At 61.4% G+C, this 20,244-nt stretch carries 20 protein-coding genes and 1 pseudogene; 8 read left to right on the top strand and 13 right to left on the bottom strand.

The genetic code is table 11. The features are described from left to right. Positions 1 to 26 precede the first annotated feature (26 nt). From ATN37_RS19850 to ATN37_RS19835, 4 genes are all read left to right on the top strand, one after another. Positions 27 to 1,256, top strand: coding sequence for an acyl-CoA dehydrogenase family protein (locus ATN37_RS19850; protein ID WP_050655738.1), 1,230 nt, complete (start codon positions 27 to 29; stop codon positions 1,254 to 1,256). Continuing rightward, on the top strand, positions 1,256 to 2,068 hold the full coding sequence (locus tag ATN37_RS19845) for an SDR family oxidoreductase (protein WP_003945582.1): 813 nt from the start codon (positions 1,256 to 1,258) through the stop codon (positions 2,066 to 2,068). The genes ATN37_RS19850 and ATN37_RS19845 overlap by 1 nt, the downstream gene beginning before the upstream one ends. A gap of 76 nt (positions 2,069 to 2,144) precedes the next feature. Next, entirely contained in the window at positions 2,145 to 2,816 is a 672-nt protein-coding gene (locus tag ATN37_RS19840) for a TetR/AcrR family transcriptional regulator (protein ID WP_003945807.1), read from the top strand. A gap of 11 nt (positions 2,817 to 2,827) precedes the next feature. Next, on the top strand, positions 2,828 to 3,976 hold the full coding sequence (locus ATN37_RS19835) for an acetyl-CoA C-acetyltransferase (RefSeq protein WP_007734192.1): 1,149 nt from the start codon (positions 2,828 to 2,830) through the stop codon (positions 3,974 to 3,976). Positions 3,977 to 4,030: 54 nt separating this feature from the next. On the opposite strand, the gene ATN37_RS19830 is transcribed toward ATN37_RS19835, so the two are convergent. Further along, entirely contained in the window at positions 4,031 to 4,348 is a 318-nt protein-coding gene (locus tag ATN37_RS19830; RefSeq protein WP_232329980.1) for a DUF4333 domain-containing protein, read from the bottom strand. Between the two features lie 97 nt (positions 4,349 to 4,445). Further along, on the bottom strand, positions 4,446 to 5,846 hold the full coding sequence (locus tag ATN37_RS19825) for a cytochrome P450 (RefSeq protein ID WP_007734205.1): 1,401 nt from the start codon (positions 5,844 to 5,846) through the stop codon (positions 4,446 to 4,448). Between the two features lie 96 nt (positions 5,847 to 5,942). On the opposite strand from ATN37_RS19825, the gene ATN37_RS19820 reads away from it, so the two are divergent. After that, positions 5,943 to 6,530, top strand: a complete 588-nt coding sequence (locus ATN37_RS19820; RefSeq protein ID WP_003945528.1) for a TetR/AcrR family transcriptional regulator — start codon at positions 5,943 to 5,945, stop codon at positions 6,528 to 6,530. A 47-nt stretch (positions 6,531 to 6,577) separates the two neighbouring features. Here ATN37_RS19820 and ATN37_RS19815 read toward each other — a convergent pair whose 3' ends face one another. Both ATN37_RS19815 and ATN37_RS19810 read right to left on the bottom strand, forming a co-directional pair. Beyond that, positions 6,578 to 7,588: an ABC transporter substrate-binding protein gene (locus tag ATN37_RS19815; protein WP_064688698.1), complete on the bottom strand. Its 1,011-nt coding sequence runs from the start codon at positions 7,586 to 7,588 to the stop codon at positions 6,578 to 6,580. Between the two features lie 82 nt (positions 7,589 to 7,670). After that, the gene (locus ATN37_RS19810) at positions 7,671 to 8,549 is read right to left on the bottom strand and encodes a bile acid:sodium symporter family protein (RefSeq protein WP_003945620.1); all 879 of its coding nucleotides are present in this window, start codon (positions 8,547 to 8,549) and stop codon (positions 7,671 to 7,673) included. Positions 8,550 to 8,681: 132 nt separating this feature from the next. On the opposite strand from ATN37_RS19810, the gene ATN37_RS19805 reads away from it, so the two are divergent. The 3 genes from ATN37_RS19805 to ATN37_RS19795 are packed head-to-tail and all read left to right on the top strand — an operon-like array spanning position 8,682 to position 10,896. Further along, positions 8,682 to 8,954, top strand: coding sequence for a DUF2277 domain-containing protein (locus ATN37_RS19805; protein WP_003945457.1), 273 nt, complete (start codon positions 8,682 to 8,684; stop codon positions 8,952 to 8,954). A gap of 5 nt (positions 8,955 to 8,959) precedes the next feature. Further along, the gene (locus tag ATN37_RS19800; protein WP_081557374.1) at positions 8,960 to 10,381 is read left to right on the top strand and encodes an alpha/beta hydrolase; all 1,422 of its coding nucleotides are present in this window, start codon (positions 8,960 to 8,962) and stop codon (positions 10,379 to 10,381) included. Positions 10,382 to 10,404: 23 nt separating this feature from the next. Further along, positions 10,405 to 10,896, top strand: coding sequence for an NUDIX domain-containing protein (locus ATN37_RS19795; RefSeq protein WP_080961083.1), 492 nt, complete (start codon positions 10,405 to 10,407; stop codon positions 10,894 to 10,896). 384 nt (positions 10,897 to 11,280) lie between these two features. Here the strand turns inward: ATN37_RS19795 and ATN37_RS19790 are convergent. The 9 genes and pseudogenes from ATN37_RS19790 to ATN37_RS19750 form a co-directional block, all read right to left on the bottom strand. Next, positions 11,281 to 11,607, bottom strand: a pseudogene (locus tag ATN37_RS19790) (transglycosylase family protein); the annotation flags it as partial. A gap of 484 nt (positions 11,608 to 12,091) precedes the next feature. After that, positions 12,092 to 12,997, bottom strand: a complete 906-nt coding sequence (locus ATN37_RS19785; RefSeq protein WP_003945519.1) for an oxygenase MpaB family protein — start codon at positions 12,995 to 12,997, stop codon at positions 12,092 to 12,094. Between the two features lie 24 nt (positions 12,998 to 13,021). Next, entirely contained in the window at positions 13,022 to 13,579 is a 558-nt protein-coding gene (locus ATN37_RS19780) for a hypothetical protein (RefSeq protein ID WP_047269603.1), read from the bottom strand. Next, complete coding sequence (locus ATN37_RS19775; RefSeq protein ID WP_058227636.1) at positions 13,566 to 14,786, bottom strand: MlaD family protein; 1,221 nt, start codon at positions 14,784 to 14,786, stop codon at positions 13,566 to 13,568. The genes ATN37_RS19780 and ATN37_RS19775 overlap by 14 nt, the downstream gene beginning before the upstream one ends. Next, positions 14,783 to 15,847, bottom strand: coding sequence for an MCE family protein (locus tag ATN37_RS19770; protein ID WP_081557375.1), 1,065 nt, complete (start codon positions 15,845 to 15,847; stop codon positions 14,783 to 14,785). Before ATN37_RS19770 ends, ATN37_RS19775 begins: the two co-directional genes overlap by 4 nt. Next, positions 15,844 to 16,941 carry an MCE family protein gene (locus ATN37_RS19765; protein ID WP_003945762.1) on the bottom strand — a complete coding sequence of 366 codons (1,098 nt, stop codon included), beginning with the start codon at positions 16,939 to 16,941 and terminating at the stop codon, positions 15,844 to 15,846. The genes ATN37_RS19770 and ATN37_RS19765 overlap by 4 nt, the downstream gene beginning before the upstream one ends. Then, positions 16,938 to 17,993, bottom strand: a complete 1,056-nt coding sequence (locus ATN37_RS19760) for an MCE family protein (RefSeq protein WP_007734231.1) — start codon at positions 17,991 to 17,993, stop codon at positions 16,938 to 16,940. The genes ATN37_RS19765 and ATN37_RS19760 overlap by 4 nt, the downstream gene beginning before the upstream one ends. Then, a complete protein-coding gene (locus tag ATN37_RS19755) occupies positions 17,993 to 19,024 on the bottom strand; it encodes an MCE family protein (protein WP_058039203.1) in 1,032 nt (343 codons plus the stop codon). The genes ATN37_RS19760 and ATN37_RS19755 overlap by 1 nt, the downstream gene beginning before the upstream one ends. Then, positions 19,021 to 20,244, bottom strand: coding sequence for an MCE family protein (locus tag ATN37_RS19750; RefSeq protein WP_007734237.1), 1,224 nt, complete (start codon positions 20,242 to 20,244; stop codon positions 19,021 to 19,023). Before ATN37_RS19750 ends, ATN37_RS19755 begins: the two co-directional genes overlap by 4 nt.

Here is a 20,244-nt window from a genome sequence, read left to right as displayed (position 1 = left end):
AGTGCTTGGTAGGTTATCTTACATATGTGGACCAGAGCGAGAGCCCGGACGGGCAGATGACGGACGACGAGTTTGCGGCCACGGTCGCGCAGTGGTTGGCCGAGAACTTGACGGGCAAATTCGCCCAGCTCAAGGGTAAGGGCGGCCCCGGCAGTGAGCACGAGTTCTTCGAGCAACGACTCGAGTGGGACAAGCACCTCGCAGCGTCGGGGTGGACGTGCCTCGGGTGGCCGAAGGAGTTCGGCGGGCGGGGAGCAAGCATCTCCCAGCAGGTCATCTTCCATCAGGAGTACGCGAAGGCCGGTGCGCCCGCTCGCGTCAGCCACATCGGTGAAGAGCTGCTCGGCCCGACGCTGATCGCGTACGGCACCGACGAGCAGAAGCGCCGATTCCTTCCTGGCATCAACACGGTCAGTGAACTGTGGTCGCAGGGCTACTCCGAGCCCGGCGCCGGTTCCGACCTCGCGAACGTCTCCACGACCGCACGCCTCGAAGACGGCAAGTGGATCATCAACGGCCAGAAGGTGTGGACCTCACTGGCTCACGTCGCGCAGTGGTGCTTCGTGGTCTGCCGCACCGAGGTGGGCTCCAAGCGTCACCAGGGGTTGAGCTTCCTGCTTGTCCCGTTGGATCAGCCCGGTGTGACAGTTCGGCCCATTCAGCAGCTCACCGGCACATCGGAGTTCAACGAGGTCTTCTTCGACGACGCCGTTACCGATGCCGATCTGGTGGTCGGGGAACCCGGCGAGGGCTGGAAGATCGCGATGGGGCTGCTCACCTTCGAGCGCGGTGTATCCACGCTCGGACAGCAGATCGGATTTGCCCGCGAGCTCCAAGACGTCGTCGACCTGGCGAAAGCCAATGGCAGTGACCAGGATCCGCACATTCGTGAAAAGATCGCCCGCGCGTGGGTCGGACTGCGCGTGATGCGCGCCCACGCGATGCGTACTCTCGACGCGGTCGACGCCGGAACCGGTGGCGGAGAAGCGTCCGTCGCAAAACTGTTGTGGGCCAACTGGCATCGTGATCTGGGACAGCTGGCGATGGACGTGCAGGGTGCGTCGTCGTTGGTTGCACCGTGGGCGGATTCCGAAGGCAATGCCTCGGACATCACCGATCCCGAGCACCTCGAGCTCGACGAATGGCAACGACTCTTCCTCTTCACCCGCGCCGACACGATTTACGGCGGCTCCAACGAAATTCAGCGCAACATCATTTCCGAGCGCGTGCTCGGTCTTCCCCGAGAGGCCCGTTAATGTCTGACACCAAAGCCGCGTCCCCGCTTTCCGTTGCGCCGGAGGAAACCCCGGGCCACGGACTGCTCGCGGGCAAGAAGGCGATCATCACCGCCGCAGCCGGAACCGGCATCGGTTTCTCCACTGCGCGCAGGGTGCTTCTCGAGGGCGGCGACGTTCTCGTCTCCGACTTCCACGAGCGTCGACTCGGCGAGACGGTGGAGAAGCTGAAGGCCGAATTCCCCGGTCAGCAGGTCGAATCGATCATCTGCGATGTATCGAGCACCGAGCAGGTCGACGCGTTGTTCGTCGGCGCCGCCGAGAAGTTGGGACGTATCGACATCGTCGTCAACAACGCGGGCCTTGGCGGCGAAACTCCCGTCGTCGACATGACGGACGATCAGTGGGATCGCGTTCTCGACATCACACTCAACAGCACCTTCCGTTCGACGCGCGCCGCCCTGCGGTACTTCAAGAGCGTTCCCCACGGCGGTGTTCTGGTGAACAACGCGTCCGTTCTCGGTTGGCGCGCGCAGCATTCCCAGGCGCACTACGCCGCAGCCAAGGCCGGCGTCATGGCGCTGACTCGGTGCAGCGCCATCGAAGCAGCGGAGTACGGAGTCCGTATCAACGCGGTCTCGCCTTCCATTGCGCGTCACGCGTTCCTGGCGAAGGTCACCAGTGAGGAACTGCTCGACCAGTTGGCTTCCGGTGAGGCCTACGGCCGCGCCGCGGAGGTCTGGGAGATCGCAACGGTCATCGCGATGCTCGCCAGCGATTACTCCACTTACATGACCGGCGAGATCGTCTCCGTTTCTTCGCAGAGGGCCTAGCGTCCCCGTGCGCGGTTAAGGAGCCCCTGGACTCGCTGACCGCGCACAGGGGAAGGCCCTGGATAGGATTGAATACATGACGCCACCTCGAAATTCCGACGAATCAAACGGCAAGTCCGGGCGCCGCGACGAGCTGCTCGAGATCGCGGCGGGGCTCTTCGCCGATCGCGGAGTGCGCGCGACGACCGTCCGCGACATCGCCGACGCCGCCGGGATCCTGTCCGGCAGCCTGTATCACCATTTCGATTCCAAGGAGTCGATGGTCGACGAGATCCTGCACCAATTCCTCGACGAACTCTTCGGAAAATACCGCGAGATCGTCGCGGCGGGGTTGGACAGTCGCGCGACGCTCGAAGCACTGGTCGTGACGTCGTACGAGGCCATCGACGCCTCACATTCGGCTGTGGCGATCTACCAGGACGAGGTCAAGCACCTCGTCGGGAACGAGCGCTTCGCTTACCTGGCCGAGCGCAACACCGAATTCCGGGACCTGTGGGTCGGCGTCCTCGAAGCCGGCGTCGCGGACGGGACCTTCCGCTCCGACATCGACGTCGAATTGGTCTTCCGCTTCATGCGCGACACCGTGTGGGTCGCGGTTCGCTGGTACCGCCCGGGTGGATCCCTCTCGGCGCACGCCGTCGCGGCTCAATATCTCGCGATCGTGCTCGACGGGCTCTCCGATCCGGCCACAACTTCAGACGCTATTGCTGAATCAACTTCAAGAACTATTGCTGCACAACGAAACTAGGAGCTAACGCTATGTCCGAGGTTTACATCGTCGACGCCATTCGCACACCGATCGGCAAGAGGGGCGGCGCGCTGTCCGGCGTGCACCCCATCGATCTCGGTGCGCACGTCGTCAAGGCACTGGTCGAGCGCACCGGTATCGACCCCAGTGACGTCGACGACGTGATCTTCGGTTGCGTCGACGCCATCGGCGGCCAGGCCGGCAACATCGCCCGTATGTCCTGGCTCGCAGCGGGATTCCCGGAGCACGTTCCCGGGGTGACCGTCGACCGTCAGTGTGGTTCGAGCCAGCAGGCAGTGCACTTCGGCGCTCAGGCCATCCTGTCGGGCACCGCGGATCTGATCGTTGCCGGCGGCGTTCAGAACATGAGCCAGATTCCGATCTCGGCAGCGATGATCGTCGGTCAGCAGTACGGATTCGACACGCCGACTTCGGGTTCGGTCGGTTGGACCGAGCGCTACGGTGACCAAGAGGTCTCGCAGTTCAAGGGCGCCGAAATGATCGCCGAGAAGTGGGACATCAGCCGCGAAGAGCTCGAGAAGTGGGCCCTGCAGAGCCATGAGCGCGCCAAGGCTGCAATCGCCGCGGGTCGTTTCGACAACGAGATCGTCGCCATGGGCGACGCGACCGTCGACGAAGGACCCCGCGAGACCAGCCTCGAGAAGATGGCGACGCTCAAGGTTCTCGTCGAAGACGGACGCATGACCGCAGCAGTGGCCAGCCAGATCTCCGACGGTGCGAGTGCGCTGCTGCTGGCGTCGGCGGAAGCGGTGGAGAAGTACAACCTCAAGCCCCGCGCCCGGATTCATCACCTCAGCGCACGCGGCGACGACCCGATCTTCATGCTCAGTGCGCCGATCCCGGCCACGAAGCATGCTCTCGCGAAGGCCGGCCTGAGCATCGACGACATCGACATCGTCGAGATCAACGAAGCTTTTGCCCCGGTCGTCCTGGCCTGGATCAAGGAAATCGGCGCAGATCCGGCCAAGGTCAACGTCAACGGCGGCGCGATCGCACTCGGTCACCCGCTCGGCGCGACCGGCACCAAGCTGATGGCAACCCTGCTCAACGAACTCGAGCGCACCGGCGGTCGTTACGGCCTGCTGACCATCTGTGAAGGTGGCGGCACCGCGAACGCGACGATTATCGAGCGTCTCTGACGCCTTGCTGTGCGCCTTTATTAACCGCCGGCGGTTAATAAAGGCGCACAGCAGTTAGTTGTTCGGCGCATCCGCGACCTTGATGTCGAAGTTCGCACTTTCACCGTCAACGCTGGTCACGGTAGCTGTGACGTCGTATTCGGTGCCCTGCTCGGTCAGGACGCACGTGATCGATGCGCCGACTTCGGCGTCGAGGTTCTCCGGACACGTCACGTCGTCGGGTGGCTCGCCGATCTTCTCGGCGAGTTGAGTGGAGATCTGACTTGCGACTTCGGACTTGTCCACTTGCGGCGTCCCGACGCTTGCCGAGCAAGCTCCCGTGGCCAATGCCGCCGAGAGTAAGACGATTCCCACTGCAGGCCTCTTTGTCATGTGAACTCCCAGGGTGCGCCGGTGCTCGCTGCTGCCACCTCAGGGATTACCGCATTCGGGACTGTTCAACCGAGTTGCGCGACGCAGTTTTGCGAGGTCAGCGTCGGCGGACCGTCAAGTTGAAGCCTTCGGGCATCAGGGTGAGCCGTTCGGCTACCTTCAACTCGTAGTCCGGATCGGCCTCGATCGTGTATTTCTGCAAGATGGTGCCCAACACGAGGACCGCTTCGTGAATAGCGAATTGTCTTCCGATGCAGGCGCGTTCACCTGTTCCGAACGGCTTGTACACGTGCGCCGGCCTGGCTTTGATGTTGGCGGGCAGGAAGCGATCCGGATCGAACGCCTCGGGATCGTTGCCCCACACCGGATCACGATGAAGTGAGGGGATGAGCACGAGCATCCAATCGCCCTTCTTCATCGGATACTTGCCGACGAGCGTCGTGTCTTCGAGCGCCGCGCGCCCGTAGGCGGGAGCGGTCGGCCACAGACGCAATGATTCGTCGAGGACGCGTCGTACGTATCGAAGTTTCGCGATCTTCTCGAAGGCGGGCTCCTCGCCCTCCCATACCTTGTCGACCTCGGCTTGCGCCTTGGCCAGCACGTCAGGGTTTCGTGACAGGTAGTACAGCGCGAACGACAATGCGCCGGAGGTCGTTTCGTGTCCGGCGACGAGGAAGGTCACGACCTGATGGCGGATGTTCAGTTCGTCGATACGGTTGGGATCGTTCTCGCGTGCCGCCCGCAGCATCAGTTCGAGAAGATCTTCGGGCCCCGGTTCGGTACTTGTCCGCCGGGCACGGATCACTTCGTCCACAACCTCGGCCATGTACGCCTTGCGGACCTCGTCACGTTGATCGGCGCGACGTGCGAGCACTCGCCCGAGGGCGGTCGACTTCAGGAACGTCGTGCGCTGCGAATGGGAGAGTGCGCCGACCATTGCCTTGACGAACGGATGCTGTTCTTCACGTTCGAAGGAGTCGAACGAGTAGCTGAATCCAGTGCGTCCGATGGTCTCCAGCGTCAGCTTGGTCATGTCTGCGGAGACGTCGATGGGGGAGTCACTTTCACGACTGTCCCAATGGTCGACCAACTCGCCGGCCACGTCGAGCATGGTGCGGTGGTACGAGCGCATCGCAGTCTGGCTGAACGCCGGTGCCAGGAGATTGTGCGCCTTGCCCCAGTTGGGTTCGTGGTTGTACGCCGTGAACAGGCCGTCGCCGCCGATTCCGCGGAGTGCTTTGACTCCAGGTGCAAGGTGCTTCGCGAACCGGGACTCGTCGGACAGTTCTGCCACCATGTCCGCGCCCGAGGCGAAGACGAAGCGATTTCCCAGGACATTTCTCTCGAAGATCGGGCCGAGTTCGCGGCCGATGCTCACGGAGTTCTGCAGCGGTGTCCGGATATTGATCCCGAGAACGTCCCCGAGGACCGGCAGGCGCCACGCCGGATGCGGGATCCGAGCATCGGTCGTCGCCTCTGGAGTGGTGTCGACGCTCATTGTGTGTCCCCCGGGGTGAGATCGCTTACTGAATTGATGTCTAGTACGCAAAGTACGCCTTACTGAATCGGTGTCAAGTAGTAATCTGACTTGCCTATGGTCGCACCACGAAAACGCCTGGACCGAGAGCAGCGGCGCACGCAGTTGCTCGACATCGGCGCGCAACTTTTTGCCGATCGCTCGTACGAGGATGTGTGGATCGAAGAGGTCGCCGAGATTGCGGGCGTCTCGCGCGGGTTGATGTACCACTATTTTCCGACCAAGCGAGACTTCTTCGCCGCAATCGTCGAGCGCGAATCGCAGCACCTGCTCGAGGTGACCGCACCCGATGCGACGCTACCGGTGCGCGAACAGGTGGCAGCCGGGTTGGACGCCTACTTCGCGTACGTGAAGTCGCACAGCAGGGGAGTGCGCGCCATCAACGTCGGGACGCTCTCGGCCGAGGCCGGTATCCGGGCGATTGTCGAGCGCGAACTCGAACAGCAGCAGATTCGAATCCTCGATGCACTGGGATTCGAGGGCGAAAGAAGACAGCTCGCTGCCGTTGCAGTTCGGGGATGGATCGCGTTCGTCCGAGCTGTCTGCCTCGACTGGCTCGATCAACCTTCCATACCGCAGGAAGAGTTGAGAGTGATCTGTCTGCGGACCCTCTCCGGAGCGTTGGGCATCGACCTCGAAACGTGAAATGCCGACCGCGCGGGAGCGGCCGGCATTTCCACGGACAAGTCTGATCAGTCGAGCGTCGAATAGAGATCGTCCCAGCCCTTGGCGACGTACATGTTGGTGTAGATGGACCCGTAGTACGTACTTCCTTGCAGAACGGTGACGTTCCCGGCCTGCACAGCCGGAAGTCTTTGCCACAACTTGGTGTCCGAGAGTTGTTCGAAGGTGGTGTCATTGCTGTCTGTGACAGAAACCATGAACGCGTCGCAGCCTTGCAGACGATCCATCTCTTCGATGCTCAGTCGTCCCTGATTGTCGAAACCGGTTGTGTTCAATGTTCTTCCGCCGATATCGGCGAGCGTCATGTCGGTGGGTTGACGATTCTTCTTTCCCGTTTCCTCCGACACGGGCAGGCTGTCGATGTAGATCGTGGCCTTGTCCGGACTGTAGGACAAGCTTGCGACGGTTTTGCCCGCGATCGCGGAAGCGTGTCGAGTGCGAATGTCGGTGATCAGAGCGTCATAGTCGGTGATCAGGCGATCCATGGTGGGTGTTCGGCCCAGCCAATCGGAGAGCTGGGTCAGGTTCTCCCGCCACGTCTGCTTCGATTCGGTCGTCAGGACAGGAGCGATGGCTTGGAGCTTTGCAGCGGGCCAGTACTCGTTGTCGGCGTTGACGCAGATGATGAGATCGGGTGCGAGTCCGAGGATCTGCTCCAGATTGGGCTTGTCGCTGAGGTATTCGGCCGAGCCGTCGGCGGGAACCCACTTGGTGACGGGCGAGATGTTGTATCCGAACACCGGTAGTTCCAGGGCAATGGCGAGCTCGAGGTCGGTTCGGGCGTCGACGGCCAAGACCCGCTTGGGGTTGGTAGGTATGTCGTAGGTCCCCAACGGCGTGGTGACGGTGCGCATTTGAGCGTCATCATCGGCCCCTGAACCGTCGCTGGAACTGCAGGACGACAGAATAGTTGCGACTGCTGCCATCCCGGCTCCGATGCCGAATTGGCGACGGGTAAGTGCGTCGACTAGCTCTTGCCAGACGCGTTCGTCCGGCACGGTAGGTGTGTTGGTCAGCATTTTTTCGATACCCTTCGGTCTGAGTCCGTATCGATCGTAGGGTTGGCGATACCAGATCACCTATATCGAAAACCGCCTGATATTAGTCGATTTCGGCCATGGTCCGTGACTTTCGGGTGATGGCGGCGCCGAAGGCTGCAGCGAGCGGGAACATCAGAACGCCGTACACCGCGGCCGGCACTGCCAATTGCACGTTGTCGAGGAGACTGACGGCGATGGTGATCGCCAACGTGCTGTTGTGGATGCCGATTTCCATGGAACTGGCGATGGCCTGACGATCCTCGATGCCGAATATCCGGGGAACGACGTAACCGATCGAGAGGCTCAGTAGGCAGAACAAGGCAGCGACGACGCCGATGTCGACGAGATAGTCCGCGATGTTCTCGCGCTCGGAAACAACCGTTCCGACGATCACCAGTGCCAGAACCACCGCGGATCCGATGCGGACGGGCTTGTCCATGCGCTCGGCAAAGGCGCTCGAGCGCAATCGAACCCACATTCCGAGGGCGACAGGAATCAGTACGACGGCAAAGACCTGAAGTACCTTCGTGAACTGCAGTCCGAGGGTGCCGTCCGCGTCCTCGGGTTCGAAGTAGCCCAACGCGAAGTTGGTGATGAGCGGAAGGGTGACCACCGCTATCACCGAATTGACCGCAGTGAGTGTCACATTGAGAGCGACATCGCCGCGGAACAGATGGCTGAACAGGTTTGCCGTGGTGCCGCCCGGTGATGCGGCGAGGAGCATCATGCCGACAGCGAGCAGTGGGTCGAGGTCGAACAACGTGACCAGACCGAAGGCCGCGGCCGGGAGCAACAACAACTGACAGATCAGGGCAATCGAGACGGCTTTCGGCGCTTTTGCCACGCGGGCAAAATCTCCGACCGTCAAGGAAAGCCCGAGGCCGAACATGATGATGGCGAGTGCGGCGGGTAGGCCGACGGAGGTGAGTGCAGAGTCCATGAGTTAGTGGCTACTTCCAGTCACTGGGGGAATTTCACTGAAACTACCGTGATGCCCGGATCTGCGTGGCAGTTTGGATACATTGATGTATCGAACCGTGACGGCGTCGGTGAGCAGGGTTATCGTCGAATTATGTGCCGAAACATCACTGAACTTCGTGGACTCGAGCCCGCTGCTACGCCGGAGGAGATCGAAGCGGCCTCTCGCCAATACGTACGTAAGGTGAGCGGAATAGCCAAGGTGTCCGACGCGAACCGAGACGCCTTCGAACAGGCGGTGCGTGAGGTGACCGAAACGACGACGCGCCTGCTCAGTGCGTTGCCGCCTCGCAGACAGCCACCTCAGACCGTCCCTCCGTTGCGTCGCCCGGAAGTACAGGCTCGGATCGCTGCTCGTTCGTCCTGACCCGAGTGGATCTCACAGATATCGACGTATGGGACGTCGAAGCCTTGGATCAACTGTCTGCTGGGTTGGAAGGCGTTCTGGTCGCTCACCGCGTTCGCGACATCCGTCGACGGCTGGATACGCTGCGCAAAGAGGCCGTCGCCGACGACTTGCATATTCGTCAGGATGGAACCGTCTTTGCCATTGCGCCCATCGCCGACGGTCACCCGCTCCACGTGCACGCCCAGTTGCTCGAGGTCGCAGTTCGAGAACTGATCGGTGAGGCACTGCTGGTCAGCGCGGATCTTCATCATGCGTTGTCTCTGCGGTCTCAGGTCGGCACCGACCTCCGTGACAAAGCTGTGCGTGTGGGGGAGGAGTGGCGAGCGTTCAGCCCTGATCGGCAGCGTCAGATGTTGCGTCATGCACCAGGCCTGATCGCCAACCTCGACGGCATTCCTGCTGTGATTCGCAGCCCGGCCAATCTCGATCGAATTCAATCGGAACGAGCACGGCTGCAAGATGATTCAGTCCGAATCTCGCAAGAACTTCACCGCGAGTTCTTCGGCGGCAGACTGAGTAACACCGGGGCGGGCCAGTGGTACGCCGAACGCAAACTCGAGGATCTGGACGCGCTCGACGAGTTGTTTCGCGCCGAACCTGATCGACGGTTACTGCTCATGGACATGCGCTCGGGCGAACGCGGCTTCGCTGCAATTGCGATCGGTGATCCGGACACAGCGGATCACATCTCCGTGACGATTCCCGGACTGAACACCAACGTCAAGGACTCGATGCGCGGAATGGTCGGAGAGGCAACGCGATTACGAGCCGAGGCGATGCAGCAGCTCGAACTGGCCGGCCGAAAGGAAAGCGTGGCCACCATCGCCTGGATCGGATATGACGCGCCACAGGTGATCGGGCCGGGAAAGTTCGACATCGGTCGGGCCAGCTTCGACGTCAGTCGATCGTCCAAAGCAGGCATAGCCGCCGACGCATTGGGTAGCTTCTTTCACGGTCTTCGTGCCGCGTCGGTCAACGACGGAGTCCATATCACCGCGTTGGGCCACTCCTACGGATCCCTCGCGACTTCTCTTGCGCTGCAACGCGGGGCAAGCGCAGCGGTCGACGACGTGGTGTTCTACGGTTCACCCGGGGTGCGAGCCAAGGTGGAGTCGGACCTCGGTATCGCCGACCGGCACGTCTACGTCATGAAAGCGGAAGGCGACAGTATCGCGGGGTTCGGCCGTTTCGGTGGCGATCCGACGCGCACCGAGTTCCATCGGTTGTCCACGGCCGAGGGGATCACCCCGGATGGAGTGAAACACGAGCGGGCGTTCGGGCATGCGGAGTACGCGAGGACCGGAGACAACGGAGAACTGCGGATGTCGGGATACAACCTCGCGGTTGTGGTTGCCGGACTGCCGGAGTTGGCCGTTATGGCCTGACCTGCTGGCTTACAGTGGCACTCATGCGTCTGAGGCATTCGGCCAGGGGGTTGGTCGTTGACGACCAGTCCCGTCTTCTGCTTTACCGATTCATCGCGCCCGGGGGAGGGCTGACGGTCTGGTGTCCTCCGGGCGGAGGCTTGGAAGGAGACGAAACCCCGTCCGAGGCGCTCGCGCGCGAATTGGACGAGGAGATCGGCTTGCGCGACTACGGCGCAGCCACCCATGTGTGGCATGAGGAGATCCGTGACCCGGCGATATTGCCGGGTTGGGGTGGTGCGATCAACGACTACTTCCTCGTGCCGGTGGCGACCGCATTCGAGCCCTGTGGGTCGTTGGGGCGCGAAGCGCTGGCCGCCGAGCTGGTCGAGCACTTCGAGTGGTGGAGCGTTGACCGTCTCTTGTCACACAGTGGTCGAGAAGTGTTCGGGCCACGCGATTTACCCGACCGGTTTGCACGCCTGGTCAAGGATGGGCCATCGAGTGCGCCGGATCGATTTGTTCGGTCGCCGTGAGGGATGCGAGGTAGCGATTGAAAACGAACATTTCGGCATCGAAACACGGCTACGCTGGGGTTATGGAGCACTACGTGCGTAAGGACCCCATCCCGTACGCTTCTACGGCTGCGCTGGTCAGTTCTCACAACCGGTTGGCGAGGGCGGCCCAAAAATTGTGGATGGCTCTCCGAGGGCTGATGCGTGATCGGAAGGCGAGTCGGTACACCTCGCTCGCTCCGCGTCATCCCGACGGATCACGTACCGCCGTAATGTCTTTCAACAGCAGCGGCGGAGGGGCCGGATCAGGCGGGGCATGAAGGTCGCTAGTGCGACGCTGCCCGGGGCCCGTCGAATTCTCGACGAACACCGGGCAGTGACGCACTACTCGAACTGGGGTCAGCGGAGGTACTGTCCGCACACCGGCCACGCGCCGGCGCCCTGACCGGCAAGGACGTTTTCAGCAACGCGGACCTGTTCTGCCTGGCTGGCGTTGGCGGCGCTGCCCGCTCCGCCGTAGGCCTCCCACGTGCTCTGGCTGAACTGGAGTCCGCCGTAGTAGCCGTTTCCGGTGTTCGCGGCCCAGTTGCCCGAAGATTCGCATTCTGCGACACCCGACCAGTCGTGGGTGGCTGCGGATGCGGTGCCTGCGCTCAGTCCGAGGGCTCCGGCCGCGAGGGCTCCGGCTGCGGCGACAGAGGCAAGTGCACGGGTAACGGTGGTCTTGGTCATTTTCGGTAAATCCTCTCGAGTCCCGCCGACGGAGGACGGTGACCGTCTCAGCTCCGCTCCCACCACTAGGAATGTTGTCGAGTCCGAACCGCGGGGTGGGACGGGCGGTGGCGATTCGGTAATGCCCGGTTGATCGGGCTGTCACCAACCATAAGAGATGATTACGGATTGGTCACGGGTCGGCGTGTCGACACATGTTTGTGCAACAGAAATGCATCAAAGAGTGTTTTCCCAGGTCGCATGGCGATATGCCACCTCTCCCGGCGTTACATAAACGAGATAAAATGTGATGTAAGTCACCTTAAACGTGCCTCGACGGCGTCGATATGCGGCGAATGTGACACTCAATCAGCCCGGTTTGTCGGCTTTTCGACCCGGTTTCCAGTCGTGCTGGAACCCATGTCCAGCCGTGATCTGTTGTCGACCGACCGGCCCGATTTACCTGTAGGGCAGCAGAATTGACAACGAATAACGCGCCGCTGGCTCAGACGAGATTCTTGCTCGCCTTGATCCGGCGGCGAATGTCGCGCATCTGAATGGTGTTGCCGGCCTGACGAACGGAGCGTGGGATGAACCTGTTGACGAACGACACGAAAATGAAGAGGTGTTCGAACCGGCGGCGGTCGTCTTCGGTCCACTCGAGATCGAGTTGGTCGCGGTAGATCGGTGGAAGGAATCCGACCGTCAGGAACCGCAACAAGTTTCGGAACACCAGGCGTATCGGCCACGCGATCATCTGTAGGTTGACCAAGTCGATCAGGTACTGCTTGGTGCGTTCGTCGATGACGACGCGTTCGCAACCGAGGTTCCAGTAGCGCTCGAAGTCGGCACGTGTGGCCGGCCACATCTCTTCGGTGACCTGCAGCGTCGTTCCCAAAGTTGACGCGGACTTGTAGAACGACTCCGCCTGTTCTTCGGACATCTTGCCGTGCAGCAACTGATGACTGTCTTCGAAACCGATGAACAGGCATGCAGCAACCCATAATTGGAGTTCGCGATTGAAGGCGTTGTACTTGACCGGGCTGTTTGAATCCGACTTCACATGTCGGTGCACCGAGTTCACGGCCTCGCGGTAAGCCTTTCGCTCTTCCTCGTCACCCAGGATCGCGACCGTCAGGTACTGCGTCGTGGTTCGTGCACGCTTCCACGGATGCGCTGTCAGAGCACCCGATTCGACCTTGCTCTCCATGACGCCGTACGCCACCTCGGGCCAACCGAGTTGCAGGATGACGTTGGCAGCGGCTCCGGCGAACGACCAGAAATCGAGTGCGTCGGTGATGTGTGCGGGCTTACGTGCCCACCGTCTACGCTCGGCCGTGATGGTGATGCGTGTCTGATCGGTGCGAAGCGACGACTCGGACTTTTCCGAATCCAGGTAGTGAGTGGGCATGGATCTTCCTCCGCGTGTGGTGAGTTACTTGGTCTCGACGTTGCTCACGAGCCACCGGTCGCCCGAGCGGACCAGGGACACGACCATGCGGTACTTCTGTGTGTTTCCCTCTGGCGCTGCGACATTCTTGGCTTGTTGGTCGACGAACACGAGCACCTTGGCCGACGAATCGTCCAGTGATCCGATGCCGACGTCTGTCGCCGTCGCGCTCGCCTGACCTTGGCCCCCGGCAACGACTTCCCTCAGGGAATCCACCATCGTTCGGTAGGTGCCGGCAAACTCGTCGGTCGACATCGAGGCGATAGTGTCCTTGTTGACATCGAGGTTCTGATAATCGAAGGAGGACATGATGGTTGAGTAATCCCGTGCGGTGTCCAAAGCCTCCTGCCGCAGCGTGTCTTCCTGATTCGCCGAGTACATCTGGAATCCGAGCACCGCCAATGCTGCGACCAGCGCTACCGCCATTAGTGAGATCAGTGCGTTGCGTGGCTCCTTCAGGCGGTGAAGTAGCGACGGAGAAGTCGGATGTTCGGCCACCTCGGCTTCTGTCTCGTCGAGTAGTGCGTTGTCACCGTGTGCCATTTCCCAGTCCTTCCAACATCAATCTCCAGTAGTTCAGGGCGTCGACTCCGGTCGGGACGAGAATCGGATCTGCGACGACGGGCGGTCCGATCGGAGTGCCCGGGACGGTCGAGTTCTGCAAACCGAGGTCGTTCGGACGCGGAGCATTCTGTGCTCCGCGTTGGACGAGGTCGTCGGCGGGGGGACAGTACATCGCCAGACTCGGACTGGTGGGAGACAGATCGCCGACCTCACGCCGAGGGGTGTCGTAGTTGCAGACCGGCCCCTGGGTCGCAACCAAGGCAAAGTCGGCGCGATCGCCTTTGACGATGGATGCCAGTTTGGCGAGACCTTCAGGAATCGTGACAAGTCCGGTTTCCAGGGCCTCTGTGCGGTCGGAGATGATCGGTGCGACAGTGACGAGATTGGCCAGGACCGCTCCGAAAGTGTTGTGGTACTTGTCGAACAACTGTTGAGCGCTGTTCAGGGCGGCGGGCGAATGATCGGTGAGGTAGATCAGCACCGGCGCATTGGATTCGAGTTGTTCGGTGAAGTTCTTGGCAGCTGCCATTCCCCGGACGAACGAATCCGATTGTGTCGCCATGGAGTCCACCAACGTGGAGGTTCGCGACAGCAGCGCAGCGAGTTCGGCCGACTGGTCGTTCAACTGCGCCGACATGGTCCCACCGTTGTCGATCATCGTCGCCAAGCTCGGGCCGAGCCCGTTGAACGAATTCCCCAGCTCGGTCCCGATGTCGCTGATCGCTTGTGGATCAATCCCTTCCAAGACACCGGACGCCTGAAGCATCAACTGGCTCATCTGGACCGGTTGCTGATCCGCGGGCATGGCGATCTCGTCGCCGTCCCTAAGATACGGGCCGTGGTCTGTGTTGGGGTAGATGTCGACATTCTGAATTCCGGCTGCGGTCCCCATCGTCACCTTGGCGACGCTGTCGGTAGGTATCTCGGTGTTGTCGTTGAGTGAGAGTTCCACCCGAGCCGTGCGGGTGCCTGCGTCGAGTTCGACTTCACTCACTTTCCCCACCTGTACGCCGCGATACGTGACGACCGTGCCCTTGGTCAGTCCGAAGGCGTCGGACATGTTGGCGTGCAGCAGGATTTGACCCCCGAAACCCTGAGGGCCGACCACGTAGACGATCCCGAAAGGGATGACCACAGCAGCGATCAGAGCGAACAGGACAAGTTGAACAAGCGCAAGGCGACTCAACGCAGACCTCCCTGAAGTAGATCGGTGAGAGTTCCCGCTGGTGCGATCGATTGACCGGCCATACCGCCGCTCCAGAGCTTGTCGATCGTTCCCGGAATATCCAGGGCGCCGTCGAAAACGAGGTAGTCGCCCTGCACTGCACCGGTGAAGTTTTCGAGCAACCCGTTCATGTTCGTCAGCGTCTGGCCGATCTCCGAGTTGAACGAATCCAGAGTCCCGACAACGGTCGACGCATCGTGCAGCATCGCGTCGAGGCCGTTGGGAGACGAGTCGAGAATGGTGTTTGCGTTGGTGGCGAGCTGAACGGTCGAGTTCAACAGGCTCGCAATCTGATCCTTCTGTCCCACGAGAATCGACACCACCTGTGGAACGGAATCGAGGTAGTTGTCGACAACTACGCGTTGGCCGGCCAGTTGGGAGGAGACCCGGGCAGCGAGGTCGACGGCCTCGTCGAACTCGCTGCGGTGACTGCTTGCCTCTGCCATGAGCGAGGTGAGGGTCTCGGTCAGAGAACGAACTTCACCGGAGCGCCCGGAAAACGCGGTGTTCAGCTCGCGCACCACGGTATCGAGTTGGTCGATGCCGCTTCCGGTCAGAACCGTGCCGAGGGTGGCAAGCGCACTTTCGACCTGCGGACCGATCTCGGTGCGAGACTCCGGAATTGTGTCTCCGTCGCTGAGCGTGGAGCCGGACGGAACTTCCGGCACCAAGAGTCTGATGAACGGATTGCCAAGTGCGGACGGGAGTTCGACGGAAGCTTCGACGTTGTCGGGCAATGGCGTCGCGGCGTCCAGACTCAGAGTCACATCGGCTCCGACGACATCGGCTGACAGCGCGGATACTCGACCGATGACTTTCTGGCCGCTGCGGACGTCTGCTCCCAACACCAGGCCGTCGGCGCCGGCCAGCTGCAGCGCCACGTTGTACGCGTCACCGTCGGCCGAACGACCGAGGGGTAGGTCTTGAATGCCTGCGCTACAGCCGCCGAAGGCGAACACGGCCGCGGAACCCACACCGATGATCGCGATACCGGCGATTATTCGAACTGATTGCCGCGTCAATTGCCACCTCCGGGGACGGCTCCGCCGGAAATCGCGGAGGCGATGCCGAGCGGATCAGAAGTGCTGAGGGGGAAGGAAATCGGATTCGTGAACCCGGCTCCGGTGCAGATCGGCAACTTGTAGGTGTCGCACAGCGGTTTCGCCACCGCGAACTGAGTCAATGCAGTCGAGACGTTGAGCCGAATGCGCCCGCGCTGATCAGGACCGATTGTCTGGGAGAGGTTCTGCATCATCAACGGCACCAGGTCCATGAACTCGGCGAGGCCGGGTTCTTTGGCAGCCAGAGTGTCACCGAGAACTCGCACGTTGTCGGCTATGGCACCGACATCATCGCCGTGAGTTGTCATGAAACTGTTCAACTGGTCGAAGACCACCTGCAGATCCTGCAGAGGCTGTGAGATGTCCATGTTCTGGCTCGCCCATTGATCACCCAGGACGCCGAGGTCGCCGACAAGTTCGTCGAGGCTGACCTGCCGTGCGTCCAGAGCATTCATCAAAGTGTTGAGATTGTCGACAAGGGCACCGATGTCTTCCGACCGAGCGCCGACAACTCCGGTTGCCGTGCTGAGGTTGCGAATTGCGGTGTTGAATTGATCGCCCTGGCCCTGCCACCCGGCGGCGCCGCGGCTCACGAGATCGCCGAGATTGCCCCCATCCCCGGCAAATGCGTCGGCCAAAGTGCTGACGCTTCCCATCAAGCCGTCGAAATCTATGGGGGAGTGGGCACGTTCGATCGGAATCTGGTCGCCGTCTTTCAGTGTCTCTCCGCCGGTGTACGCCGGGCCGAGTTCGATGTGTCGATCGCTGATCACCGATGGATTGAGGACATAGGCCGAGGCGTCGGCGGGCAGGTCCACGGAGTCGGGCATCGACATCGCTACTCGAACAGAAGTTCCGCGAGGTTCCACCGACGTGACCGTCCCGACGCCGACTCCGAGGACGGTGACCTTGCTTCCCTCGTAGATTCCGCCGACGTAGCTGAAATCGGCGTAGACGGTCTTGGACTGATCTGTTCGTCCGAATATGTACCAACCGGGCAGGGCGATCGCCAAGGTCACTACCAGCATGGCCGTGACGGCTTTTCGTGTATTCACTTGCAGCCCTCCATGATGCCGAGCGCGCAGAGCAGATTGTCCGGGATCACGGCCGCCGGCGCGTTGACGTCGGTCCAATTGCCGGTGCCGGTTGAATCGGTGACCGAACGCAGCGCGGAAGGAAGACGAGTCAACAGCAGGTCGATCTGATCTGCGTTGTTCTTCAGCGTGGTGGTGACCGCGACGAGGTTGTCGGTCATGGCTCCGAACTCGTCCTGACGATCGACGAAAGTGGTGGAGAGCTTCGAGATGATGATTGTCAGGTTGTCGACCAGCTGAGTCAGTGCGTCCTTGCGCATCGCAAGAGTTCGAACGATCGTCTGAGCATTGGCCGCAGTACCGACGATCGAATCGGTTTGTGCCGCAGCCATGTCCGACAGCTCACGAGACATGATGAGAATCTGGTCGATCTGTTCACTGTTCTGCGCGAAAGCCGCCGAGGCGCCGCTGATTCCGGCCAGAGCCCGGCCCACCTGATCGGAATCAGTGGGAATCACCTGCGAAAGGGTGTTCATCATGGACTCCATCGCCTGTAGGTCGACGCCTGTTGCCGCAGTGGTGGCATCACTGCTGACGTCGTCGAGGCTGTACGGCACGGTTGTGCGGGAGAGCGGGATGACCCGCGCCTCGGAGTCGTCGACCACTCCGGCCGGCACGATCTCCAGGTAGCGCTTGCCGAGGACCGTCTTGAGCCTGACCGTCGCCGTGCTCTGGTTTCCCAAAGGCTGGTCCTTGTCCAAGCGGAAGTTGACGACGACGTGGTCGCCGGCAAGGTCGATCGAATCCACTCGGCCCGCGGGAACCCCGGCCACGTAAACCGGATCGGTGTCGGAAAGCCCGCTGGCATTGGCTAACTCGGCTGTGTATGCCGACGTGCGTACGTTGTACCAGAGCTTCGGAATGCCCAAGGCGGCGCCGAGTCCCACCACCAGAACGAAGATTCCGAGACTGCCCAGGGCGAGAGCGGTGCCGCTACCGCTGCGACGGCGATCCCCTTTGAACAGGAAGAGCATGATGCCGACGAACACGTCGATCAGCTTGACCAGGAACATCATGAGCACACCGGCGAGTGTGTCGGACCGAAGATGTTGGCTTCCATGTCGCCTGCCTTCAGAGTGAAATTGCACAGATACAGGCTGATGAAACTTCCGTAACTTCCAATCCGGTTGGCGGCGTCGGCGAACTGGGGAAGGTTGACGAGAAGTCTGTTGAACTCGTCGGTGCTCGCAATCCAACTCCCGGTGACACTTTCGAGTTGTTGCACGGTCTGACCGAATGCACCGTTCGACCCGGCCATGATCTGAGCCAAGGACGAGACAGTGCGGTTTCCCTGATCCAAGAGCGAGACCAGTTGATCGTTCTGCCCGACGACGGAAATACTCAGATCGTTCAAACCGTCCAACAGACCGACCAATTCGGGTTGACGCTCGTCGACGGAGGTGAGAAGAGTGTTCATGTTCGTGAGTAGTTGCGCGAAGACGTCCTGACGGTCGACCAGGCCGGAACTCATGGTCGCGATCTGGTCGAGCAGGGTGGTCATTGCCTGGCCCTGGCCGTTGAAGGTTTCGACAAAACTTCGCGTGAGCGTGTTGACCTGCTCGGGCTGCAGCGCGGCGAACAACGGTTTGAACCCGTTCATCAGGGCCGTCAAGTTGATCGGCGGTGTTGTCTGCGCCAGCGGTATCGTGTCACCTGGTTCGAGCTGTCGTGCGGATACCGTTGTTGCGCTGTCGTCCTGCGTCAGTGCCAGATATCGAGCACCGAGCATGTCGCCGTAGCGCACGGCGGCACGGACATCCGACTCGAGGGAATATCGCGACTCGATTTCGACGTCGACGATCGCCTTGCTCGTCCCGCCTCCGTTGTCGGCGAACGCAACCGAGTCCACGCGGCCGATACGCACACCCGACATGGTGACCGGGTTGCCCGGGTTGAGTCCTTCGACGTCGGTGAACTCGAACGAGTACGAATCGGTGCTTCCGCGAACCGGGACCGACAACGTGTTCGCCACGAACGACGCGCAGGCGACGCCGGTGAGACAGAAGAGTGACAACCGAATTACCTGGCCAGGACGGACCTTCACGGGACGGTCACCTCGTTACCTCTGACCATCGGCCCCAACATCAGTGTTGTTGCCGGGTTGGGGGTATCCGAGGGTTCCGGCGATCCGCCCAGTAGTTGATCTTCGAGGTACCGCAGGGGGGCCGCTTCGGCTACGCCGCCCACGACCGGGGCACTGACGGGTTGTTCAGGCGTCAGGTTGGAGCCCGAACACTGTGCTCCGCGCGAGTCACCGTACTGCGGGCAATCATCACCCGTGTATGGGAGCGGTTCGGCGAACGTGGCAACTGCTGTGATGTCGAACTTTCCGGTGGCGAAGACTCGAGCGCCCGCGGCGCCGAACGTACTGGCATTGGCGAGGGTGGAACGCAGTCCTCCGGGATTGGCCGCGGTGGTTGCGAGTATCTTTCCGGCGGAATCGATCACAGTGATGATGTTTCGGTTGTTCGCCCCGACAAAATCGTCGACGGTAGCGGCGAAGACTGCGGCCGCGCCGATCGAGGACTCGAGATTCGCTCTGTTGGCGACCATGTCGTTCGAGACGGTTGTGGCGGCTGCCAAGGTATCGAGAATGTCGGGGGTCGCACGGTCCAACGCGTCGACGACCGACTTGAATTCGGGTGTCGATTCGAGGAATTGGTGTGCGGCGGGTGTCAGTACGCCGGACGCGGCACTGAGATTGTCTATCGTGGTACCGATCTCGGCTCCGTTTCCGTCGAGCGCCTGGCCCAGCGCAGTCAGGGCTGTCTGCAACTTCTCGGGCTGCATCGCAGTGAGGACGCCCACCAACTTGGTGTACACGTCGTAGAGCGCAACGGCTTCGGGACCGTCGTCCATGTGGATCTCGTCTCCGTCCGCCAGAGTCGTCTGGCCCTGCTCATTCGGACTGTCCACGAGCTGCATGTAGATGTCGCCGAAGAAGGTGCGTGGAACAACGCGAGCCACCACGTCAGCGGGAATCTTCGACGCGTCATCGGTCTGAATCTGCAACTGCACAACGGATTCGGCGGTTCCTGATTCGATTTCGCCGATTCGGCCGACGTTGACGCCGTGGTACCGAACCGGAGCTTCACCGCTGATGAGACCGGCTGTGGCTGGAACAGCGACGAAGATGTCGGTGCTCTGCTCGAGATTTCCCGAACCGCGTAGAACCATTGTCACGGCGGCGGCGACGGCTACGACTATGGCGATCGCGCCGCGAAGGGCGTACACGATCTTCGTGCGTGTAGTGAGTCTGTCCAC

The organism is Rhodococcus sp. MH15 (genome assembly GCF_019266045.1).
Taxonomy (GTDB): Bacteria; Actinomycetota; Actinomycetes; order Mycobacteriales; family Mycobacteriaceae; genus Rhodococcus_F; species Rhodococcus_F qingshengii.
This window is presented reverse-complemented; position numbering and strand designations above follow the sequence as displayed.